The sequence below is a fragment of the Saccharopolyspora shandongensis genome, assembly GCF_900106995.1.
Classification (GTDB): Bacteria; Actinomycetota; Actinomycetes; order Mycobacteriales; family Pseudonocardiaceae; genus Saccharopolyspora; species Saccharopolyspora shandongensis.
This window is the reverse complement of the sequence record NZ_FNOK01000024.1, coordinates 35,397-58,081: the sequence shown is the minus strand read 5'-3', so window position 1 is coordinate 58,081 and position 22,685 is coordinate 35,397. Positions and strand designations below refer to the sequence as shown.

Genomic DNA, 22,685 nt, shown 5'->3' with positions numbered 1-22,685 from the left:
GATCGCGGTCCTTCAGGCTCAGGAAGTGCAAGGGGATCGGGCTCGGTCGAAAGCAGCTGCCCACGGTCCGACCGGAACCACGCCAGTTCTTCCCGGCCGACCTGGGGAAGTACCGATCAGGACTTGGTCTCCGGAGGAGACTCCTGGTAGAGATCGGCTGCGGCGGCGCGAACGTTCTGGGCGTTGTAGTCGTCCTGCTCCTGCAACATCCGGGCGGAGTCAGGCAGCACCTTCTCGGCCACCTGGAGCATGTTCGTGCCGGTCTTCTCCAGCCCCTCGGTCAGCTTGTCCGCCGCCGGCTTGTAGTTCTTCTCGAATTCCTTGCCGATCTCGTCGTCACTCCAGCACTTGTCGTCCGCCTGGAGCGCGGCCTTCAGCTCAGCCAGCGATCCCTGGAAGTTCCGCACCGCCCCGGCGAGCTTCTGGGCGTCGGCGTTGACGCCGGGTACGTTGACGTAGGTCTCATCTGCCATGACGTGCTCCTCACCCGCGGTGGCCCGAAAGGCCGACCCGGATCACCCAGTTCTGCCGCGATCCCAACCGTCGTCGGCCTCGCCTTGCGTTCGCCGCTGCCCGGGGAAACCACCCAAGGGGTCCTCCAGCGCTGGACGCATGATCTGCCCGAGCATCTCGCCCAGGTCCGCCTCGCCGCTGGCGAGGCCGTGCAGGTCGACGTCACCGAAGGCTTCGGCGGGCATCAGTTCCTGCACCTTCTCGGCCGCCTTCGCCCGGCCCTGCTGGATGGTGCGCAGCAGGATCCCGCCGAGTTCGGCAGGGGCCATCGTGCGGTAGTCGGTGTTGAGGAACTTGATCTCGCGCAGTTCCGCCTGACCGTCGAGCACGACCGCGACCATGCGGTTCGGCGACTCGACCCGCGTGGTGGTCTCGGCCAACTTGCGCTGGAACTCGGCCAGCTTCGCCTGCTGCTCTTCCAATGCCTGCAACGCCGAACTCATGTCCAGCGGCGAGCGCGGCGCATCGGAGCTCATCGGGGGTCCTCCTTACCTCGTTCCGGGTGCGCTCGGCCGAGTGCACCCGCCGATCCGGCGCCGACCTGCCAGGTGCTTGGATCCTCGTGCTCCGCGACGTTGCGTTCGCGTTCCTGGTGGCCGGATTCCTGCTGTTCCTTCTGGCCCGCGCCACCCATCGTGCGCGGGTTCATCGGCGGCATCCCGCTCTGCGGACCGCCCGCCCCCTGCAGTGCGGATCCGGTGCTCGGTTGCCCGGTGGGCCCCGAGCCGGTTTCCACCGGAGCGGTCAGTGAACCCCCGTCACTGCGTAGACCGGTCGGCGGCGGTGGCGGCGGGGCCGTCGCCGAGCCGGACAGGAAGCGCGATGTTCCCAAAGCCGCCGCAGCGGCCCCAGACGCCGCTGGGGAATGCGCATTCGCGGGTTGCACTGCCGGGGGCTGAGCCGTGGTGGCGTCGGTACGGTCTGGCGGTACCGTCCCGACCCTTCGATCGATGCCGTCGTGCGCCGATTCCCGCTGTTCTCGAGGTTCCGCATAGTTGCCCGATGTGGACTTCTCGGTTTGCACCCGGCGATCCGATGCACTGCTGCGCGCGTCGCGGTCTTCATTACCGGACTGCTCCGCCCCATCCGGCTCCGATTCCTCCGCGCGGTAGCTGGAAGGGCGGTTCTGGTCGTCACCTTCCTCGGTGCTCTTGCGGCTCTCCTCGGACCCGTCACCGCTGCTTTTCCGCCGGCCATCCTTCTTCTCGTCCCGCTTCCGCATGTTCCGCCCGAGCACCGCCGCGGCGGGCAGTGCCGCGGTCGGCAGCACCGAACTCCAGATGGAGCCGGCCGAGCTTTCACCCTGTTCCCCGACGGCCGAAAGCCCGTCCGCCGACGAAACCTCGCCCGACGTGACCCCGGAGTCGCCTCCTCCTTCCATCGACGACTGGTTCGCCTCGGTAGCGGAAACTCCGCCTCCCGAACCGGCCAGCCCGGTGTCCGCGGAGTCCGATCCGCTCGCACCGGCGCTGCCGTGGAAACCCGCCGCAGTGGCGTGCACCGATCCTCCGGGCGCGGAGGCCTGACGTGCCGGTGGCGCGCGGAAGCGGCGGCCCGTGCTCTGGTAGGTGTTGGCCAGCCGCTGGAGCACGTCCTGCGCCCTGCCGTCCTGCTCGGCGCGAACCCCTGGGGCTGCAGCCGCGCCGTCACCGGCCTGTTGCGACCGGACGTCTCCGATCTCCCGCTTGGCCTCCGCCAGCGCGTCGCCGAGCTCGTTGAGCAGTCCGGCGTAGCTCGGCTCCGCGAGCACCCCGACGACCTGTTCGATCCGGTTCAGCAACCGGTCCGCCGACTGGGAGAACACCTCGAAACCTGGGCCCTGCCAAACCTGCTCCAGGTGCCGGAGCCGCCCGCGGAACTGCCCGGAAGCCGAACGCAGGCGTGCGGCAGTGCGGTCGAACCGCTGCGCGGCGTCGTAGAAGCTGTGCGGATCGGCGTTGGACAGCGCCCGCACGGCCCCGTCCACGTCGCCGGGGACGTCGTCCGAGCCGGTCATCGCACCTCCCTTCGAAAATCTACAATGGACAAATTTCAAACTTGGTGAACTACCGGATCGCTGGAAAAGCCCCGCACGGCGCCGTCGAACGCGTCGGCCAACCCGTCGCCCAGGGACTTCACCGCCGAACCGTTGTGCTGGTCGAGCGCCTGGACGTCGGTCGCGAACCGCGCCATCCGCTCGGAGAGTTCCCGGAAAACCCGTTCCAACCGCTGGCAGTGCGCGGCGACCTCGTCCCGCCGTTCAGCGAGCAGGTCCTGCAACCACTTCCCCGCCGGAAGGTCCCCCGCATTGGGCGCGACCCCGGCCAGCTCGGCGTATCCGGCGCACTCGTCGGCGATACCTGCGACCACCGACGCGGCCTTGCCCAGCTCCACGACGTCGACCCGCATGGCATCGTTGTCGGTCATCGCGTGCTCACTCGAAGCTGGAGGCCAGCTTGCCGTCCATCTGCCGCATGTCCTGGTGCCCGGTGTCCACCGCGGCGGTCACCCGGTCCAGCGTCTCGTTCATGGCGGTGAACGCGGCGTTGATGTTGTTGGCCTTCGTGTTGTAGGTCTGCGACGCCTGGGCGTCCCAGGACTGCAGGAGGTTGCCCGTCTGGTTCTTCAAGTCGCCGATCTTCTGCGCGAGGGCTTTGGTCGCCCCGCGCATCTTCTCGACTCCCGCCCCCAGCACCGCGTACTGGTACTTGATCTCGTCGTCCACTGGTGTCCGTCCTTCCGTGCTTCGGGTCCTGTTCGCGAAGCGCTACTTGAGGAAGCCGCCCATTTCGGAGGGCGAGGTCGGCACCACCCGGTGCGTCCCGGTTCCGCCCCGGCGGACCTTCTCCGCGATGTCCTGGTCCTGCGTCTGGTACTTGGCGCTGGCGTCGCGGATCGCCTGCGCCATCGCGTGGAGCTCGTTCTCCACCGTCAGGCACTGGCGGTCCCACTCCATGTGCACGTCGTTGAGGGCCTGGATCATCGCCCCCTTGTTCTGCGACGCCATGGTCGCGATCTCCACGCCGAGCGAGGTCCGCGTGCTCTTCACCTCCTCGCCGGTGTCGTCGTGCTGGATCGAGATCGCGTTGAGCCGCTCCGCGACCAACCGGGTCTGGTCCGCCATTCGTCCGGTCTCCTGTTCTTCCGGCCTCATCAATGGGTTTCACGTCGATTCGGGCGCTCCACCACCCTGTTCAGGACAGCACCCCCACGGCACCGGTGGTGCTGTTGCGGACACTTCGCCCTTTCAGTAGGGGGATTCCTCATCAGTCCCCGGGCCGCACCTCTGTCGCGGTGCCCGGCGCCAGCGCTACGCCGTCGGGCAGCAACGCGAGCAACTCGCTGGGCACCGGCAGCGGGTCGACGCCCGCATAGCCGAGCGCCCCGAGCGAATCGGGCCCGGGCAACGGGTACTTGATCCCGAGATCGGTGATCAAGTAGCGCGCGCCGGCCGGGGCACCCGGAGCAGGCAGATCGCGGGCCAGCACGCCGAAGGTCGGCGGGACCGAGACCAGGAAGGCCAGCGCGCCCGCCGGCTGCGGCGACCGGATCACGCCGGAGAAGCGTGCATCGTCGCGCCGCACCATGACCACCTCCACCGGGACCTCGCCGCCGGATCCGACGGCGAACCGCGCGCACGGAACGTCGCGGTCGTTGCGGTCCACCGGGGTGATCTTCGGCGGGTCCACCGGCAGTTCCGGCGGCACCGCCGCCAGCGCGGACCGCGGCACCGAGCCCACCGCCGCCGCGTCGATCTCCACCGCGCCCGGCTTCGAGCCCGGATAGGCGGCGGCGAGATCGGGGTCCGCCAGCAGCAGCCCCGCCCCGGTGCGGCTCAGCGGCGCCAATCCGTCCTGCAGCAGCACGTAGAACCGGTCGTCGCCGAGGACCGGGTCGTGCACCTCGTAGACCTGCCCGACCCGCCCGGTCGCGCCCTTCACGGAGAACGCCGGCTGGCCCAGCCCCGGCACGTCGGGCGCGGCGAGGTCCGGCCCGCTGGGCAGCGCCTGCACCCACGACGAGGCCACCGGGAGCGGACGCACGGCACCGTAGCCGAGCGCGTCGATCACTGCTTGCTGCGGAATCCGGAACCGGCTTCCCCGCCACACCAAGTACTTCGAACCGTCCGGTGTGGACACCAGCAGGCCCGAATCCGGACCCAGCGGGACACCCGCGATCTCGCGGACCTGCACCTCGGTCACCGGCGACGGCGTGTTCGACTTGTCGTAGCTGGTGTCGGCGCAGACGAACCACGGCGCGCGCGTCAGCGCGTCGGGTCCGGGCAGCGAGTCGGGTGCGTTCGGGATGCCCAGCGGAAGTCCGCGCGGCACGCCCCGCAGCGAATTGCTGGACACCGACACCACGTTCGCCTGCGGGCTGTTGACGATCAGCCGAGCCGACGCGAAGTTGAGCACCGGCCGCAGACTTCCGGCCAGGTATAGGTACTTCGCACCGGTCTCCTTCTCCACGATGATGCTCCCGGGCGAACGCCACGCGTTGTTCGCGCCCGGGGAGATGACCCCGGCGATGCCGAAGACGACGACCACCAGCGCCGCGACGAGGCAGCCGATGATCGCGTTCACCGTGAATCGCCGGGTGGGTGGGTTCGGATCGTCCGGCCGCCCCGAGAGCAGCGCGGAGATCAGTCTGCCCACGACGAAGAAGTAGGCCTGGACCTGGTCACGTCGGGATCGCATGAACGCTCGCCTCAGAACCGGTTCGGATAGGACAAGTGCATTGACCGCTTGGGTCTGCTTCACGAGCGGCGGTAGCCGCTAGCGGTGTTGGACTCGGCTCGCTCCGCTACGCGAAGCGAGCCCGGGAACATTCCTCAGCCGGCGAGCCCGCGCACGAGCAGGTAGACGTCGAGGACCGCCAGCAGCAGCGGGATCAACGCCACCGCCACCAAGCCCTCCACGATGTCGATCGCGCGTCCCCAGTACGGCTTGGGCCGCCGTCCGGGCATGGCCCGCGCGCACAGCAGGAGCACCAGCACGAGCACGAGCGAGACCGGGAACAGCACGGCCAGCCGCAATACCGGATCCGCGCCGACCAGCAGCCACGCCCAGAAGACCGCGGCCCCGTAACCACCGGCGATCAGCACCGGCCACCGCGACCAGGCACCTTCCAGCGAACGCGCGCGCAGCAGCAACAACCCGGCGGTGACCAGTGCCAGCACCGCTTGCCACAGCTGCCACGCGGAGACGACCGCGGTGAACATGACGACCTCGGTCACCGCGAGCGCGATGTTGAAGGTGACGAGGTACTGCGTCGCCACCGCCGAACGCTCGACCACGGTCTGGTGCGGAACCGGTTCGACGTCCTCGTCCAGTTCGTCGGCGCTGCTGGGCAGCGCTGGCAGGGAAAGCCCCGCGAGCCGGAACGACATGGTCGGCACGAAGCTCATGGCGACCACGCACAGCGCAAGCCCGAACGCCGCGGCTTGGTCGACACGCCACGACAGGGCGGCGCTCACCAGCAGCACCACGGTGATCAGCGAACCCGGCAACAGGATTCCCACGAACAGCAGTGCGGCGTCGGAGATGCTGAGCAGCGCGAGGACCGCCAGCAGCATGCCGAGCACCGCCGCGCACACCAAACCCATCGCGGGTGGCGCCGCGGGATAGATCGCGGCCGGCAGGAACCACCCGCACTGCATGGCGTAGGCGACCCCGAAGACGCCGAGAACCGATCCCGTGACAGTTGCGGACTTCGCCCGGGCAAGCGTTCCCCCGGCCACCAGCAGCCCGGCGGCGCTGGCACCGGCGAGCACAGTGGACAGCAGCGGGTTCTCGGCGACGGCGAGCGTCATCCAGCCCAGTGCCAGCGCGAAACCCGCGAACGCCAACAACATCCATCGCGTCAACCGGTCGTTCCAGCGGTCGCGTCGCGAACGCATCTGGCTCGCAATCCCGTCCACGAGATCGTCGAAGTCCACTTCCGGCAAGGCCGCCGACCTCGGCCTGAGGTGGACGGTCTCGCCGTCGGCGAGACCGAGTTCGGCGGTCGTGCGGTTCTCGTCCAGCGGGGGCTGCCCCAGGCGTTGCAGCACCCACCCCTCGTGTTCCACGCCCTGATCGGCCAGGTCCTGACCCGCGTGGCGCAGGATCGCCGGCAGCAGGTCGGCCAGCGGGATCTCGGTGGGCACCGCTAATTCGACCGACCGGGATCCGACCGCCAGACGTAGCCTGACGAGTCGGCTTGTGACATCCTTGGCAGTGCCTTTCATTTCGGTGTCCGGTTCCTCTCTGGCTGGCTGGCCGCAACCGCGACACGGCGAAAAGTAGCCGCGTCGAACCGCTCGTGAACCCGTTTGCCGGGCGCGCGGGGAATCCGTAGGGGAACGTTTCACCAGAAGGGCGATCACGTTGACCACGACGTTGTTCAACCGGCCCGCGCGCCGCGTGGGACCGAAGATGCCGGAGGGCGAACTCGCCCTCCAGGAGCCGCCGCCGGTACCGGAATCGAAGAGCAACAGCCTGAGCACGATCCTGACCTACCTGCCCATGGTGCTCATGTCCGGCAGCATGACGCTGACGTTCCTGCAACGCCCCGGGCCGATGACCTACGTGGCGGGCGGCGTCATGGTGGTCGGCATGGTGGGCATGGTCGTCAGCCAGCTCATCCGGGCGGCCAGCGAGCGCAAGCACAAGATGGGCGGCGACCGCCGGGACTACCTGCGCTACCTCTCGCAGCAGCGGCAGAAGGTGCGCCGATCGTTGGGTGAGCAGCAGGCCTCGGCGGCTTGGACGCACCCGCATCCGGGGTCGTTGTGGTCGCTGGCGCTGAGCTACCGGCTCTGGGAACGACGCGGCAGCCACGAGGACTTCGGCGAGGTGCGCATCGGTGTCGGCCCGCAGCACGCCGCGCTGAAGCTGGCTCCCCCGGAGACCAAGCCGGTCGAGGACCTGGAACCGCTGTCGGCGCACGGACTCCGCCGTTTCCTGCGCGCCTACAGCAGCCTGCCGGCCGCACCGGTGCCGGTCTACGTGCGCGGGTTGGCACGGATCCAGCTGCGCGGCCACGCCGATGCGACGCGCGCCATGACCCGCGCGATGGTCGCCCAGCTGGCCACCTTCCACTCCCCCGACGACGTGGTGGTCGCGGTCTGCGCCGGTGACCGGGAGCGCCCGACTTGGGACTGGGTCAAGTGGTTGCCGCACGCCCAGGACGCGCAGCGCCGCGACGGCGCCGGGCCGGTCCGGCTGATGGCCGACAACGTGACCGAAATCGAGGACCTGCTCGGCGAGGACTTCACCGAACGGCCGAAGTTCGAGGGCGCCAGCCCCGTCACCGCCCGCGAGCCGCTCGTCGTCGTCGTGCTCGACGGCGTCACCGTCCCCTCCGGACACCGGTTCGCCGGCGAGGGCTACCGCAACACCGTGGTCATCGACATCGGCGACGGGCTGCCGTGGCGACCGGAACGCGACACCCTGCACCTGGACGTCGCGGCGGACGAGCTGAGCACCGTCACGTTCAACCGCGCGGGCAAGGAGTCCGCCAACCGGCTCGGCATCCCCGACACGCTGGGCGTCGAAGCAGCGGCGGCGCTGGCGCGCACGCTTTCCCCGTTCCGCATCGGGGCGGCCACCGATACCAGCGAACCGCTGGCGACCGACTACGAGCTGACCACGCTGCTGGGCATCGGTGACGCGCACGGCTTCGACCGTGACGAGCTGCGGCGGGAACGACCGGCCCGGCAGCGGCTGCGGGTGCCGATCGGCATCGACACCTCGGGTGTCCCGATCGAACTGGACATCAAGGAGTCCGCCGAGGACGGCATGGGCCCGCACGGCATGCTCATCGGAGCCACGGGCTCCGGCAAGAGCGAACTGCTGCGCACCCTCGTACTCGGGTTGGCTGTGACGCACTCCTCCGAAGAGCTCAACTTCGTGCTCGTGGACTTCAAGGGCGGCGCGGCGTTCCTGGGCTTCGACCGCCTGCCGCACACCTCCGCCGTGATCACCAACCTGGTCGACGAGATCGAACTCGTCGACCGCATGCAGGACGCCCTGACCGGTGAGATGAACCGCCGGCAGGAACTGCTGCGCTCGGCGGGCAACTACGCGTCGCGGCGCGAGTACGAGAAGGCCCGCCGCGGCGGCGCCCCGTTGGAGCCGATGCCCGCGCTGTTCGTCGTCGTCGACGAGTTCAGCGAGATGCTCGTCAGCAAGCCGGAGTTCATCGACGTGTTCGCGATGATCGGCCGCCTCGGCCGCAGCCTCGGCGTTCACCTGCTGCTGGCCTCACAGCGCCTGGACGAGGGCCGCATCAGCAAGGTCGAGACCCACCTGTCCTACCGCATCGGCCTGCGCACCTTCTCCGCGATGGAAAGCCGCAGCGTCATCGGCGTACCCGACGCCTACGAATTGCCGTCCAGCCCGGGCAACGGCTACCTCCGCTCGGACACCCAGACCCTCAACCGGTTCAAGGCGGCCTACGTCTCCGGCCCCTACCGCGCCCCGCGCAGGCGGGCCAGCCAGCAGGCCGTCGCGGAGCAGCTGGTCGAATTCACCGGCGAGCACGTGGTCCAGCGCCAGCTCGACGTCGAAGAACCCGTCGTGGCACGACCGCAGACCGAAGAGGAGCGGCTGTCCACGATGGACGTGATCATCAACCGGCTCGCGGGCCACGGCGCGGCGGCGCGCCAGGTGTGGCTGCCGCCGCTGCGGGAACCCGCGGCGCTGGACAACCTGCTGCCTGCGCTGCAGGAGGACCCGGAACTGGGTCTGCATGCGCCGGACCGGGATCCGGCGCGCACGCTGGTCGTCCCGGTGGGTCTGGTCGACCTCCCCGCTCAGCAACGCCGCGAGCTGCTCACCGCCGACCTCTCCGGCGCGGAGGGGCACGTGGCGATCGTCGGTGCGCCGCAGAGCGGCAAATCCACGCTGCTGCGCACCCTGATCTGCGCCGCCGCACTGACCCACACCTCCGCCGAGGTGCAGTTCTACTGCCTGGACTTCGGCGGCGGATCGCTGGCCGCGCTGGCCGGCCTGCCGCACGTCGGCAGCGTCGCGAACCGGCTGGACCGAGACCGCATCACCCGCACCGTGCAGGAGATCACCAACCTGCTGCAACGCCGGGAGCAGCTGTTCGCGGCGCACAACCTCGATTCGATGGCCGCGTACCGGCGTGCCCGCGCCCAGGGCCGGTTCGTCGACGAGGACCCCTACGGGGACGTCTTCCTGGTCGTCGACGGCTGGTACACGGTGCGCAGCGAGTTCGACGAGCTGGAGACCCGCTTCCAGGACATCGCCGCGCGGGGGCTCAGCTTCGGCATCCACCTGGTGGTGTGCTCCGGGCGGTGGTCCGACATGCGCCCGTGGCTGCGGGACGTGCTGGGCACGCGGTTCGAGCTGCGCCTCGGCGACCCGGTCGAGTCGGAGGTCAACGGCAGACTGGCGGCCACCGTTCCGGCTGCACCCGGCAGGGGCATCACCGCGGCCAGGCAGCACTTCCTCGCTGCCCTCCCGCGGATCGACGGCCAGGCTTCGACCGAGGACCTCGCCGATGCCGTGTCCGAACTGGTGCAGTCCGTCGGCGGGCCCGGTGCGGTGCCCGCGCCCCCGGTCCGGCTGCTGCCGCCAGAGGTCCCGGCGCAACGAATGCCCGAAATCCGCGTGGCGCACGAGAACGCGGTGTTCCAGGTGCCGCTCGGCCTCGACGACGTCGAGCTCGAACCGCTGTGGCACGACTTCGACCAGACCCCGCACCTGGTCATGTTCGGCGACACCGAGAGCGGGAAGACGAACATGCTCCGCTACCTCGCCGAAGCGGTCACCCGGCGGTACTCGCCGGAGCAGGCCCGGGTGCTGTTCGCCGACCCCAGGCGGGAACTGCACGACGCGTTGCCGGCCGAGTACCAGGTCGGGTATTCGGTGACCGGCGACAGCCTCGCGAAGCAGGTCTCGGAGGCCGCGGAGATGCTGGCCTCGCGGGTGCCGGGCCCGGAGATCAGCCCGGATCGCCTGTCGAAGCGGGACTGGTGGACCGGTGGCCGCCTGTTCATCGTCGTCGACGACGCCGAGCTGGTGGAAAGCGGGTTCACCAACCCGCTGCAACCGCTGATCTCCCTGCTCCCGCAGGGCCACGACATCGGATTGCACCTGATCGTCGCGCGCAGCACCTCCGGCGGCGGCCGGGCGATGATGGACCCGGTGATGCGTCGGTTGTGGGAGCTCGGCACGCCGGTGCTGCTGTTCTCGTGCCCCAAGGACGAAGGCAATTTCGTGGGCAACCTGCGGCCCCGGCAGCTTCCGCCCGGGCGTGCCCAGTTCGTCAACCGCCGGCGCGTGGTCCGGCTGGTGCAGACGCCGCTGCTCGACCGCCCCAGCCAACCAGCCACGATGACGGGCGCAACACACACCTGACCACCAGAACCGGCCGTCCCGTCCCGACATCGACACCGTTACCGGGACGGCCGGTTCCTCCTGAGAAGCCCAGCACCACCAGGATCCCGTACGAACGGTTGGGTCAGTTCTGGTGTCGTGCTGGTGCTCTTCGTCAGCGCGACCGTGGCGGCCCGCCCGAGGTTGTTCCGGCCCACCTCCAACCCCGGTTTCTGCCGCCTCGGCAACCGTTTTCGTCGATCGAATGGACGCAGCCGCATCCGCGTCGCGGACCCGCAGCGCGATCAGCAGGCCCAGCTCGGCGACTACGAGGGCGGCGACGAACGTGTCGCAGAAGGCGCTGAGCATCGCGTCCAGCCGGGCGGCCTCGGTCACCATCGGTTCCAGCCCACCGAGTCGCTGCTCGGTTCGGACGGTCAGGATGGTGGCGGCCAGCGCAACTCCCACGGCCGCGGCTACCTGACGTGTGGTCGCGAACACCGACGACGCACGGGTCATCGCTGCCGGACTCACCTGCGCGAAGGTCGCAGCCTGCAACGCGATCACCGTCAGCGCCATGCCGATGCCCATCGTGAGCATCCCGATCGCGGGCGTCACAGCGCAATCGGTCGGTAATAGTCCGCGATCGAGCCGATGTTGCACTTCGGCGAACCACGAATTCGAGTGCTCCGTTTTCCGCTACCTCCCGAACACCTGCCGTGACCATGGGCCGCACTCCAGTCACACGGTCCCCAATGCGCCCACCGCGACTCAATGCACACGCATATAGCTTCTATGCGGGCGCAAGATTTTGATCGGATGTTCCCCATCCCGCAAGGAAAAGTCCCGTCTCATTCAACACAGATCATCGTGGATTACCCGTTGGATCTCGGCGGTTGAGGCGAGTACGAGATCAGCATGCGGATCTCGTAGCCACCCGGGCCGACGATGTGGATCAGCTACCCATACCGGAAGCCCGGCAGCAAGATTCGAATGATCGAACACAACGAGGTGCATTGCTGATGCGCAAGATCAATCGGGTGCTGGCTGCTGGAGCGTTGACGCTCCCGCTCGCGCTAGGAATCGCCGGGGTGGCCTCCGCCGAGGGCCAGGACACCAACATCCGTGTCGAGAGCCAGGCGTCGGCCCAGGTTCAGGGCCGCGGCTCGGCCGAGGCCAACAGCCAGGCATCCGCTCAGGTCCAGGGCCGCGGCTCCGTCGAGGCCAACAGCCACGCGTCGGCCCAGGCTCACGGCCGCGGCTCCGCCGAGGCCAACAGCCACGCGTCGGTGCGGGTGGCGGACCGCGACGGCCGTTTGAACCACCGCAACGTCAGCTGGGAACAGCGCGACGTCCGCTGGGAATACCGGTGGGTAAACGGCCACTGGGTCCGGGGTCACTACCACAAGCACCAGGACAAGCTGTGCTTCCTGGACCACGGCCTGATCGGTCACGACCTGCACATCGTTCGGTGAGCACGATTCGTTGACCATCGAGCGTTAGCACGTGGTGGGTTCTCGCCGGCGGCGAGAACCCACCACGCCCCCCTTCGCTTCTGTTCCGGCTACGGCCGAGCCAGATATGAGATCGCCGCGCAGGCTTCTCCTCCGCCAAGCCATCGAGACAGCGCTGCTACTCACCCAGACGCTTGGCGATCAACACGAAATATCTAGCAGCACAAGATGTTCTCCAACGTTCAAGTTCAACCGAATTCTCGCGGCGGGAGTCCCGTCGCTCCAGTTTGCACTCCGCATCGCAGGGCTGGCGTCCAACCGGTTTCAGCTGCGGAAGCCGACACCGAAGGCCAAGCACCGGCGCAACCACACGGCCACGCTGTGGCGAACCGAGGGCGTTGGGAAACCGCACATCTTCCTGATCAAGTCGACCGATGGGACCACGCGCGCCAACACCACGAACGCCGGCCCGGTCACGAGGCTCAAGGCCGTGTGATCTGGCGCCAAAGCCCTTTTCGGCAAGCCGTACCGACCCCGAGTTCCGGCGCCTTCCGGAAGAGCTGGGAGCGCTACTCGGCGCTGCTGGCCGCCCTGGCGCCACTGGGCATCGCCCACACCCCGAAGGTCTCTACGGCGGCGGTGACACCGGCTACCTCGACTACCCCAACCTCGACTGAGAGCGACCTCATCGCTCCCGCAAGGCCACGACATCGGAGCTCGACGCGGAGCAGCTGATCAGCGGGGGTCGGTGTCCCCGTCCGCGACGACCTCGCGGGCGGGGCGCCAGCCCCGGCGACGCCCGGCCGGGACGAGCACCGAGACCAGCCACGTGACGACGCCGATCACGATGGCCGAGCCGGCGGTGACCACGACGATGCGTCCGGGCATCGGGTCGGGCGCGAGCACGACCGGGTGCTCGACCCGTTCGGCGGCCCCACCGCCGGGCCGCGCCTCGGCACCGCCCGCGGCGACGGCGGCGGTCACCGCCGCGTACGGATTCACCATGCCCCAACCGGTGTTCGGGTCCGGAACGGCTCCTCCCGACGGATTCGCGGTCGCCAGCAGGCGTTGCGCGACCTGATCGGCGGTCAGCTCCGGGCGGTACGCGCGGACGAGCGCCGCCGTGGCGGAGACGAAAGGAGTCGCGTAGGCGGTGCCCGAGCCCTGCCAATGCCCCGCCCCGCCAGGACCGATGCTGACGACGCCCTCGCCGGGCGCGACGAGTTCGACCGACGCACCGGTCTCCGCGTAAGCGCCGGGCTGCCCGGTTTCGTTGACGGCTCCCACCGCGAGCACCCCCGGGTAAGCCGCCGGGTAGGTGACCGAGCCGTCCTCGCCGCCCTTGGCCGCGGCGACGACCAGCGCGTCGCGGGATCGCGCGTAAGCGACCGCGGATTCGAGGTCGGCACTGGGCTGGGAGGTGGTCGTGGAGACGTTGATGACACGGGCTCCCGAATCCGCCGCGATGCGGATCCCCTTCGCCAGCGCGGCGGGATCCCCGTTCCCCTGGCCGTCGAGGACTCGCACCGGCAGGATGCGCGCCTCCGGCGCGATCCCGGCGAAGCCGATGCCGTGCACCTGCTTCGCGGCGATGATCCCGGCGACGAACGTGCCCTGCCCCGAGCAATCGGAGTCGGCGGCACCCGAAACGGCCTTGCCCGCCAGCACGGAACCGGCCAATTGGGGCGAATTGGGGTCGACGCCCGAGTCGACGACGGCGACGACGACCCCCTGCCCGCGCGTGACCTTCCAAACCCGCTGCGGGGCGAGTTGCAACTGCGCCCACGGGATGGCCCCGTCGGTGACGGTCGGCGGCGGGGCACAGCCCTGGATCGACGACCGGTCGGGCGGGCTCGCGTTCGCCACACCCCCCGACATCGCGCACGCCATGCACACCACGGCAGCCGTACGGGCGAAAGCGTTCATCGATCCACTCCGGAAGAGGCGATGGGATTCTGCGGTGCTCAGGAGGTCGTTGCGGAGGCGGTCTGCTCCGCTGCCCGGGCGACGAGCCCCACGGGGCTCCGGAAGCGGAGCGCTTGCACCTCACCCATCGCCGACAGCTCGACGGTGCGGCGGACGTGCAGCGCCTCGCGCAGCTTCGCTGCCACGGCGAGATCTTGGTCCGTCAGGTCGCCGGAACCGCCTGCGGCGCCAGTGGCCAGCTCCCCCAGCAGCACGGCCGGACGAGCGTCGCCATCATCGACGGCGAGCACCTTGAACCGGCTGCGCTGGCAGAACACGACTTCCTCGGCCTCGTCACCGACGGCTAGGGCGGATGTGCGGTGCGCGGCCCGCGACCAGATTCCGATGTCGACGGGCAGGTCCGGGACGACGGAGCCGCCCCTGGGAACGGCGCTGAGCAGTCCTGGTTCGGACAGCACTGCGCCGAGCGGGTAGGCCTCCCGCACGTCCTGCTGCCAGGACCAACCGCTCTGCCGGAACACCGGACCGCGCTGCACCGGAAGCCGCCTGAGCCCGGAGCTCAGACAGGCCAGGTACGCGGAGCACGGCAGGGAGTCTTCGTCCCTGAGAGCCTCGTTGAGCTCCGCGCCTCCGCGAGCGCCTGCACCGAGGTAGAGACGTACCGCGACGAGGTCGACACGCGCGGCGTCCTCGTCGTTGCCCCGCAGCGCGGGGAGCAACGCGAGCGCCGCATTGACAACGCCCACCGCGTCGTTGAACGCCTCGGCTGCCCAAGCCTGGAACGCGGCGCGTTCCTCTCCGGTGCTCACGTGGCCGCTGGGAACCGGCGGAGGCTCGTGCGTGGCGGCGCGGATGCTGTTGATCGGCGCGGCCAACCGCACGGTCGGCGGCTCGGCGAGCGCCGGATGCGCCGATGGCCCGGAGCTCGACGTGGCGGGACGCGCCTGCGCCCCGACCTGGATGACCACTGTGGACTCTTCGGCCGACTTGGCCGCCTCCGCCCCACGCGCCGATTCCACGGCGACCGGCCCGGCGGAAGGACGTGGTGCGGCAGCCATGCCTTCGGGAGGCGCCCCATGCGAATGCCGCAGGTCCGGCGACCACGCCCGCGCGCCGCCCGAGCCATCGGCCACCGGCGCGCCAACGACAACACTGCGCCCCAACAACTCGGTGAGCCGCTGCGACCAAGCGGCGCCGGAGCTCCCGGCCGCACCTGGCACGAACCGAGCCATGTCGAGCAAGTGCGGAGGCAGTCGACGCAGCCCGGCCACGAGCGGCTCCTGCGGGAGATCGTCTTCTCCGGGACGCCCCAACAGCACGAGCGGGTGCCGCGCGTCGACCGGAACGCCCCACGCGGGGTCGTCCAAGCCCGTGTGGCGCGACCGCACGTTCCGCACCAGCAGCCCGGCCGGAACGTGCTCGAACACGAGGTCGTCCTCCGAGTGGGAAGCGGCGGGAAACATCGCCTCCCAACCCGGCCGCGGCAGCCGATACCCGGCGGGGGCGCTCTGCGCGCCTCGGCGGAACCTGTTCCAGCCCGCGCCACCGGAATTCCCGACCGCGAAAACCGATCCGCCCGGCACCACGGCGAGCTCACCGGCGGGCGCGATCACCTCCACGCCGAAGGAGTCCGCCAGCGCCTGCGCGCAGACGTTCCCGAACGCGTCGGGGCGGCCGCTCCCGGGCATGATCAGCCACAGCACCCGATGCGGCGCGGGACCGGCGAACAGCCTCCCGCACACCTGCCACAACGCCGCCGGCAGCGCCGGATCGCTCACCACCGCGCCGGAAACCACCAGTGCGGCCACGCCCGGTATTCGCGGCAGCAGGTCGAACACGCGGCTTTCCCGGGTGTCGGCAGCAGCGTCGCGCTGGTCGGCCAAGCCGATCGATCCCCGCCACCGGAACACCAGACGGCCGCCTTCGGCGTTCTCGACCGCGGCAGGCGGAGCCGCGGCCCACGGCCTCGGAGATGGACCAGGTATGGACATGAGCCTCGGTTTCCCTGCAGCAGCGGGCTCCAGGACGCCTGCCGACATGGTTGGTGGATGCCACCGCGATTCTGGCCAACCCCACCGCCCCGCGGCGGCCGCGGAAACCGATCCGTCGCTCGCCCAGGGAATTTCCTCACCCGCCACCCTCGCCGCGAGCAGACATCGAGCTCCGGAAAGCGCTCAACTCCCCGGGCCCGATCTCGACGGCACCGACCGGAACCCCGTCAGCCTCGGCCGATGGTCGGCGCCGAAGACCTCGTAGTGGATGTCGGCCGCCGGGACGTTCGGCTTCGTGCTGAGGTAGCCGCCGGAGACCGCTTCGCGGGCTTGGAGCTGCGATGCGCTAGCCGCAGATCGGAATTCCCGCCGATGCGGCGAAACCCCAGCGTGCGCGCTTCATCGCGCCGCGAACGCGAGACCGCCGGCCACCTGCCCACGTGCAGGTGGCCGGCGGCGTGTCCGGGGTGCTTCAGCCGGTGACCGCGTGGTGCCCCTCGACGGCGACCGGGGTCGGCGCGACCGGCAGGTCGGCCGCCCCGCCCTGCGACCCGGTCGACGGAGTCGTACCCGACGACGGCGGCTTCACCACCGGCGGCTTGCCTGCGGGCGGCCCGGACGCGGGAGGCTGCTCCGCCGGCGGCTGACCTACCGGCGGCTCATCTGCCGGTCGTCCGGCCGCGGGCGGCTCACCCACGGGAGGCCCGGCCGCGGGCGGCTCGGCAGCAGGCGGCTCGGCTGCGGGCGGCTCGGCTGCGGGCGGCTCATCCGCGCCGGGGTGATCCGCGATGGGAGCGTTCGTGCACTCGGAGCTCTGCGGGGAGCCAATGGGCACCACCGCGCCGAGAACTCCGACGTTGTTGCCACACAGCTGGACCGGCAGCACGCTCAGGTTGTTGTCGTTGCCGATGTTGATGCCGTCGTTGTCGGCGCTGTCGGCCAACGCGGGCGTTCCGCCGACGAGCATTCCCGCCCCGGCTGCGAGAACGACGGCCCTGCAGGCCGTCTTGCGCACAGATCGCATCGGTTCCCCTCTTTTCCTTTTCCATGCGGAAATTCCCAGCTGCGGCCGGATCACCGCAGGTGGACCTACTTGCCCAGCGGCTATGTCGCCGGCCGGAGCAACGCGAGGCCGGGCGGAACGACTCCCCTGGCCGCCGAACCTTGCTCTGGATCGGTTGGCGCGGCGGGGAATTCGGCGGCGGTCGTGGCGTCGACCTCCATGCCCGGGGCCATCGCGTGGACGGGACGCTCGGCCGACGCGGTGCCCGCGCAGGCGATGAGCGCCGGGGACGCCAAGCCCGGCGCGGCGGCGATCAGCGGCCGCACCGCGCGTGCGGTGCCGCTAATGGCGATGCGACGAAGGCTCATGCTCGGCTCCCGGCCACATTTGGCGTCCCGTTCGCGGCGGGTTCCGGCGAACCGCAGCCGGAAAGCGCCTGTGCGAACGCTTGATCAGGGATCAAGTGCTCGTGGAAGCTATCCCGGGCTTCCGGCGGTCGCCACGCAAGCGGGTCGACATGACCGGCGGCGGACCATCAAGTGCCTGGCCAGCAGAAATGAATGTGTGTCACGCTCAAATTCGGGGTGAACGTCCCGTTTCGATCACCCGTTAGAGCGCCACAGTTACCTCAATTGGGCGACAAGCACCGCATTCAAAATCCGGCAGAACTGGCCGTTGACCGGCCCCGTCGAGAGGGGACGTGCGGGGCCGGAAGACGGCTTCGGCACGGGGCCGAAGCCGTCGTCGACTTTCTGACGGGTGGCTGTCAGCGCCAGCCGAGGGCGGGCGCGACGTGGGTGAGGATGCTGTCCAGCACGTGGCTGTTGTAGTCCACCCCCAGCTGGTTGGGCACGGTCAGCAGCAGCGTGTCGGCCTCCGCGATCGCCTCGTCCTCGGCCAGCTGCTGCACCAGCACGTCGGGCTCGGCGGCGTAGGTGCGGCCGAAGATGGACCTCGTTTCCGCCTCGATGTAGCCGACGTGGTCCGCGCTGGCGCTGTCGCGGCCGAAGTACGCGCGGTCCAGATCGTTGGTGAGCGCGAAGATGCTGCGCGACACCGACACGCGCGGTTCGCGCTGCCACCCGGCGTCGGCCCACGCCTTGCGGAACGCGCGGATCTGCTCGGCCTGCTGCACGTGGAACGGCGCCCCGCCCTCGTCGTCCTTGAGGGTCGAGCTCATCAGGTTCATGCCGAGCTCGGCCGCCCACACCGCGGTGCTGTTCGAGGCGGCGCCCCACCAGATCCGCTCCCGCAGGCCCTCGGAGTGCGGCTCGATGCGCAGCAGCCCGGGCGGGTTGGCGAACATCGGGCGCGGGTTCGGCTCGGCGAACCCCTCGCCTTCCAGCACCTTCAGCAGCACCTCGGTGTGGCTGCGGGCCATCTCGGCTTCGGTCTCGCCCTCGTTCGGCCGGTAGCCGAAGTACCGCCACCCGTCGATCACCTGCTCCGGCGATCCGCGGCTGATGCCGAGCTGGAGCCTGCCCTCGGAGATCAGGTCCGCCGCCCCGGCGTCCTCCGCCATGTACATCGGGTTCTCGTACCGCATGTCGATCACGCCGGTGCCGATCTCGATGCGCGAGGTCTTGGCGCCGATCGCGGCCAGTAGCGGGAACGGGGAGCCCTGCTGCTGGGCGAAGTGGTGCACCCGGAAGAAAGCACCGTCGGCACCGAGCTCCTCGGCCGCCACGGCGAGGTCGATGGCCTGCAGCAACGAGTCGGAGGCGGACCTGGTCTGCGAATGCGGAGTGTCGGACCAGTGCCCGAACGACAGGAATCCGATGCGCTTCATAACCGTTCCAACGCCCCGACCCACCGGCTGATTCCTCGACCTTCATCACAGCACGTACCGGCCCGAGAGCGCGCATTCAGCGACGCAGACCGGCGCGGGTTCGCCGGCGAGGTGCCAGTAGCAGCGGGTGCCGGTCGACCAGGTCACGATCAGCGGAGACTGCGACCTGGTCCATCACCGGCCGGCGCACACGGCGGCTTGACAACGGCTTTCCTGAAGCAAGTCCGCACATCGTCCACAAGAGACGCTCGCTCGTCGATGCGGGGTGGTCTTCAACGGATGCCGATCACACCTGAGAGGTCAGCCGACGGCGGCACCGAACCAGCGTGGCAGTCGTCCGAGCAGGTCCTGCTGATCGTCACCGACCCAGGCCACGTGGCCGTCCGGCCGCAGCAGCACGGCGGGCACGTCCAGTTCCTCGCTGACGTCGACGACGTGGTCGACCCGGTCCGCCCAGCCCGCCGCCGAGAGCAGGCCGGTCTGGTCGAGCAGCAGGCCACGGCCACCACGCATCAGCTCGTAGAGGCGCCCCTGCTTCAGCGGCACGTCCCGGATCCGCTTGCCGAGCAGGTCATGGCCCTCGCCGAAGTCGTAGCGGACGCCGAACGCGGTGATCTTCTCGATCAGGTACCGGTTCACCTCCTCGAAATCCATCAGCTCCGACACCAGCCTGCGCACCGCCTGCGGGCCCGGCTCGGTGGACATCAGCTCCATCTGGGCGCGGGTGTTGTCCAGCACTGCGGCGGCCACCGGGTGCCGTTCTGCCTGGTAGCTGTCCAGCAGTCCCTCCGGTGCCCAGCCGGCGATCTCGGCGGCCAGTTTCCAGCCGAGGTTGAACGCGTCCTGGACACCGAGGTTGAGCCCCTGCCCGCCCATCGGCGGGTGGATGTGCGCCGCATCGCCGGCCAGCAGCACCCGGCCGACCCGGTATCGCTCGGCCAGCCGGGTGGCGTTGCCGAAGCGGGACAGCCACCGCGGCGAGTGCGCGCCGAAGTCGGTTCCGACGAACACCCGCAGCTGCTGCCTGAGCTCCTCAAAGGTCGGCGGAACCGAGCGATCTTCGGCCACCGCCGCGGCAGGCACGACGACGCGGTAAAAGCCGTCGCCGGCGGGCCCGGCGCCGACCAGCCGATTGGTCTTGCGGATCTCGGCCACCACTTCGGCCACCGTCTCCGGCGGCGCGGTCACCTCCATCTCACCCAGCAGCATGTCGGTCGTGGAGGGCTCGCCGGGGAAGGCGACGCCGAGCAACTTGCGCACCGTGCTGCGGCCACCGTCACAGCCGACGAGGTAGCGCGCACGCAGCTGTGTGCCGTCGGCCAGCTCGGCGGTCACCCCGTCGTCGTCCTGGCTCAGCCCGGCCAGCTCGCAGCCGCGCCGGATCTCGGTGCCGACCTCGATGGCGTGCTCGGCCAGCAGGCGCTCGGTGACGTTCTGCGGAATGCCGAGGACGTACGAATGCGCGGTGTCCAGCCGGGCAGGCGCCGGCTTGGCGATACCGGCGAAGAAACCACCGAGCGGATACTGCTGTCCGTGCGCGAGAAACCGGTCCAGCAGCCCGCGCTGGTCCATGATCTCGATGCTGCGCACGTGAATGCCGAGCGCGCGGATGTACTTGGCCGGCTCCGCCTCCTTTTCCAGCACGAGCACTCGCACACTGTGCAGCCGCAGCTCACCGGCCAGCATCAAGCCGGTCGGTCCGCCACCGGCAATGATCACGTCGAACATGAATCCCCGATTCAGCAAGGTTGCATTCGGCCAGCTGCTCAGCACAATTCCGCAGGTACTGGCTCCGGCCGGAGATTCTGCGGCACGACCCGGGTCTTGCCGCAAGCCCCCCGGTGCGCTATATGTTGAAGTGGGGAGGAAATACTGCCCCCATTTCTGCGTCCGATGTGGACCAAGAAGCTCACTTCGAAGCGACGCCGCTCTCATGGAGTGATTGCCAAGCTGCATGCCCCGAAGAGGCCGATCCGATGCAGTCGTCCAGGCCCGATCCGGGCCGTCCCCCTTTTCCGAACGCCCTCACCATGAGGTCGTTTCAGAACGGCTCCGCCCGGCTCCCCCGAGGGCGCCCGGCGCCGGACACACCGGCGGCGATTTCGCGCGAAATCGCCGCCTCGCACACGTCCACAGGTGCCCGCGCACCACGCTGGAACGATCGCTGACTCGTCCCCCACGAGCGCCCCAGCTCGGACCTGGCCGACCTGGCAGCAGAACGCAATTCGCGCCAGGCCGCCGAATTTTCGAGCGACACTTCAGATCCGTCCGCGGAATTCGCGCGTTCAGCCACCGACTGAAGCGAACTGAGTTCCCCTTGCTTCAGCGAACCATCCTGCAACCTGGCGCGAGCCACATGCATCACATCGCCGAGCTGGAGGAGAATCTCAACTCGTCGGCGATCGGCGCCCGCCTCGCAGCCTGATCAGCGCGAAACGTAGGCGCTCATGAGGGCCTGGACCTCGTAGACGTCGACGCCCTTGCCGAACTGCTTCGTGATCGGCTCGGCGGTGCCGGAGAGCCAGATCTTCAGCTCCGCGTCGAGGTCGAAGGTGCCTGCGGTCTCGACGGAGAAGTGGGTGATGCTGCGGTACGGGATCGAGTGGTACTCGACCTTGCGGCCGGTCATGCCCTGCTTGTCGACGAGGACCAGGCGCCGGTCCGTGAACAGGAACGAGTCCCGGATCAACTGGTACGCGGCGTGGACCTCCTCGCCCTGCGCCAGCAAGCGCCCGAACTCCTTCGTCGCCGCACGGGGATCGACCCGCGAAGCGTTGCCCATTATCCCGTCGAAAAGTCCCATGCTCGCACTCCCCTGCGAAGATCGGATGCCCTTCGACCACACTAACGAAAAAGCCGGACGCCCGACGTCGCCCCTCCCGCTCACACCGCTTTGACCGGTACTCCTGCGGCGCCGAAGCGCTGGATGAGTTCGGCGGGCGCGTTCGAGTCGGTCAGCAGCATGTCGATCGACTCCACCGGGCAGATGTGGGCGAAGGCGCTGCGGTCGAGCTTGGAGCTGTCGGCGACGACGACCACGCGGTTGGCGCGTTCGGTCATGAGGCGGTTGATGCTGGCTTCGGCCTCGTTGTGCGCGAACGCGCCGCGGGACGGGTCGACGGCGTCCACGCCGAGGAACACGATGTCGAGGGTGATCTCCTCGAGGAGGTGGGTGCCGAGCGGCCCGGTGAGCTCGAACGACTGCGGCCGCGCCACGCCTCCCGTCACCACGATCTTCACCTGGGGCCGGACGACGAGCTCGTTGGCGATGTTCAGGGCATTGGTGACGATGGTCAGCGAAGTGCGCTCGCCGGCGTCGCCGATGTCCGCGCGCGACACGAGGCTGCGCGCGATTTCGGTGGTGGTCGTACCTCCGTTGACCCCGACCACCGCACCCGGCGAGACCATCGCCGCGGCCGCGCGGGCGATGCGCCCCTTCTCCCGGGCGTTGCGGGCTGCCTTGTAGCGCAGCGGCAAGTCGTAGGAGATGTTCTGGGCCACGGCTCCGCCGCGCGTGCGGGTCAGCAGCTGCTGCTCCGCGAGGTGATCGAGGTCGCGACGAACCGTGGCCGCAGAAGCGTGTAGCTCCTCGGCGATCTCGTCCACGGTGACCTTGCCCCGTTCCCCGAGCAGGTCGAGCAACGCGGACAGTCGCGCATGCCGGTCCACCGGTGTCCCACATCCTTCGGCCGAACGCAGAAT

19 protein-coding genes are annotated in these 22,685 nt (G+C 69.5%); 3 read left to right on the top strand and 16 right to left on the bottom strand.

Features of this window, described 5'->3' with window-relative positions; all coding sequences use genetic code 11:
* Positions 1 to 116: 116 nt before the first annotated feature.
* The 8 genes from BLW84_RS24170 to eccD all read right to left on the bottom strand — a co-directional run bounded on the left by BLW84_RS24170 (position 117) and on the right by eccD (position 6,721).
* Positions 117 to 473, bottom strand: a complete 357-nt coding sequence (locus BLW84_RS24170; RefSeq protein WP_093269159.1) for a hypothetical protein — start codon at positions 471 to 473, stop codon at positions 117 to 119.
* Positions 474 to 515: 42 nt separating this feature from the next.
* Positions 516 to 989 (bottom strand): YbaB/EbfC family nucleoid-associated protein, encoded by a 474-nt coding sequence (locus tag BLW84_RS24165; RefSeq protein WP_093269156.1) that lies wholly within the window; start codon positions 987 to 989, stop codon positions 516 to 518.
* Complete coding sequence (locus BLW84_RS24160; protein WP_093269154.1) at positions 986 to 2,509, bottom strand: hypothetical protein; 1,524 nt, start codon at positions 2,507 to 2,509, stop codon at positions 986 to 988. The genes BLW84_RS24165 and BLW84_RS24160 overlap by 4 nt, the downstream gene beginning before the upstream one ends.
* 35 nt (positions 2,510 to 2,544) lie before the next feature.
* Complete coding sequence (locus BLW84_RS24155) at positions 2,545 to 2,919, bottom strand: hypothetical protein (protein ID WP_093269151.1); 375 nt, start codon at positions 2,917 to 2,919, stop codon at positions 2,545 to 2,547.
* Between the two features lie 7 nt (positions 2,920 to 2,926).
* The gene (locus tag BLW84_RS24150; protein WP_093269149.1) at positions 2,927 to 3,217 is read right to left on the bottom strand and encodes a WXG100 family type VII secretion target; all 291 of its coding nucleotides are present in this window, start codon (positions 3,215 to 3,217) and stop codon (positions 2,927 to 2,929) included.
* A 42-nt stretch (positions 3,218 to 3,259) separates the two neighbouring features.
* Positions 3,260 to 3,616: a WXG100 family type VII secretion target gene (locus BLW84_RS24145; protein WP_093269146.1), complete on the bottom strand. Its 357-nt coding sequence runs from the start codon at positions 3,614 to 3,616 to the stop codon at positions 3,260 to 3,262.
* 142 nt (positions 3,617 to 3,758) lie between these two features.
* Positions 3,759 to 5,189 (bottom strand): type VII secretion protein EccB, encoded by a 1,431-nt coding sequence (eccB, locus tag BLW84_RS24140; RefSeq protein WP_093269143.1) that lies wholly within the window; start codon positions 5,187 to 5,189, stop codon positions 3,759 to 3,761.
* A 134-nt stretch (positions 5,190 to 5,323) separates the two neighbouring features.
* Positions 5,324 to 6,721, bottom strand: a complete 1,398-nt coding sequence (gene eccD, locus BLW84_RS24135) for a type VII secretion integral membrane protein EccD (protein WP_093269141.1) — start codon at positions 6,719 to 6,721, stop codon at positions 5,324 to 5,326.
* 139 nt (positions 6,722 to 6,860) lie between these two features.
* Between eccD and eccCa the strand changes: the two genes are divergently transcribed.
* From eccCa to BLW84_RS24125, 3 genes are all read left to right on the top strand, one after another.
* Entirely contained in the window at positions 6,861 to 10,862 is a 4,002-nt protein-coding gene (gene eccCa / locus BLW84_RS24130; RefSeq protein WP_177226660.1) for a type VII secretion protein EccCa, read from the top strand.
* 117 nt (positions 10,863 to 10,979) lie between these two features.
* A complete protein-coding gene (locus BLW84_RS46455; RefSeq protein WP_143061083.1) occupies positions 10,980 to 11,456 on the top strand; it encodes a hypothetical protein in 477 nt (158 codons plus the stop codon).
* 386 nt (positions 11,457 to 11,842) lie between these two features.
* Entirely contained in the window at positions 11,843 to 12,295 is a 453-nt protein-coding gene (locus BLW84_RS24125; protein ID WP_143061082.1) for a hypothetical protein, read from the top strand.
* 714 nt (positions 12,296 to 13,009) lie between these two features.
* Here the strand turns inward: BLW84_RS24125 and mycP are convergent.
* From mycP to BLW84_RS24080, 8 genes are all read right to left on the bottom strand, one after another.
* Positions 13,010 to 14,200 carry a type VII secretion-associated serine protease mycosin gene (gene mycP, locus BLW84_RS24115; protein ID WP_245761338.1) on the bottom strand — a complete coding sequence of 397 codons (1,191 nt, stop codon included), beginning with the start codon at positions 14,198 to 14,200 and terminating at the stop codon, positions 13,010 to 13,012.
* 38 nt (positions 14,201 to 14,238) lie between these two features.
* Positions 14,239 to 16,083 (bottom strand): hypothetical protein, encoded by a 1,845-nt coding sequence (locus BLW84_RS24110; protein ID WP_143061081.1) that lies wholly within the window; start codon positions 16,081 to 16,083, stop codon positions 14,239 to 14,241.
* 580 nt (positions 16,084 to 16,663) lie between these two features.
* Positions 16,664 to 17,215 carry a hypothetical protein gene (locus BLW84_RS50150; RefSeq protein ID WP_093269130.1) on the bottom strand — a complete coding sequence of 184 codons (552 nt, stop codon included), beginning with the start codon at positions 17,213 to 17,215 and terminating at the stop codon, positions 16,664 to 16,666.
* Positions 17,216 to 17,295: 80 nt separating this feature from the next.
* Positions 17,296 to 17,562, bottom strand: coding sequence for a hypothetical protein (locus tag BLW84_RS24100; protein WP_093269128.1), 267 nt, complete (start codon positions 17,560 to 17,562; stop codon positions 17,296 to 17,298).
* A gap of 398 nt (positions 17,563 to 17,960) precedes the next feature.
* Positions 17,961 to 18,983 (bottom strand): LLM class flavin-dependent oxidoreductase, encoded by a 1,023-nt coding sequence (locus BLW84_RS24095; RefSeq protein ID WP_093269125.1) that lies wholly within the window; start codon positions 18,981 to 18,983, stop codon positions 17,961 to 17,963.
* Positions 18,984 to 19,283: 300 nt separating this feature from the next.
* Entirely contained in the window at positions 19,284 to 20,711 is a 1,428-nt protein-coding gene (gene rox / locus BLW84_RS24090) for a rifampin monooxygenase (protein ID WP_093269123.1), read from the bottom strand.
* A gap of 697 nt (positions 20,712 to 21,408) precedes the next feature.
* A complete protein-coding gene (locus tag BLW84_RS24085; protein WP_093269121.1) occupies positions 21,409 to 21,786 on the bottom strand; it encodes a PH domain-containing protein in 378 nt (125 codons plus the stop codon).
* 80 nt (positions 21,787 to 21,866) lie between these two features.
* Positions 21,867 to 22,652 (bottom strand): DeoR/GlpR family DNA-binding transcription regulator, encoded by a 786-nt coding sequence (locus tag BLW84_RS24080; RefSeq protein ID WP_093269119.1) that lies wholly within the window; start codon positions 22,650 to 22,652, stop codon positions 21,867 to 21,869.
* Positions 22,653 to 22,685 lie beyond the last annotated feature (33 nt).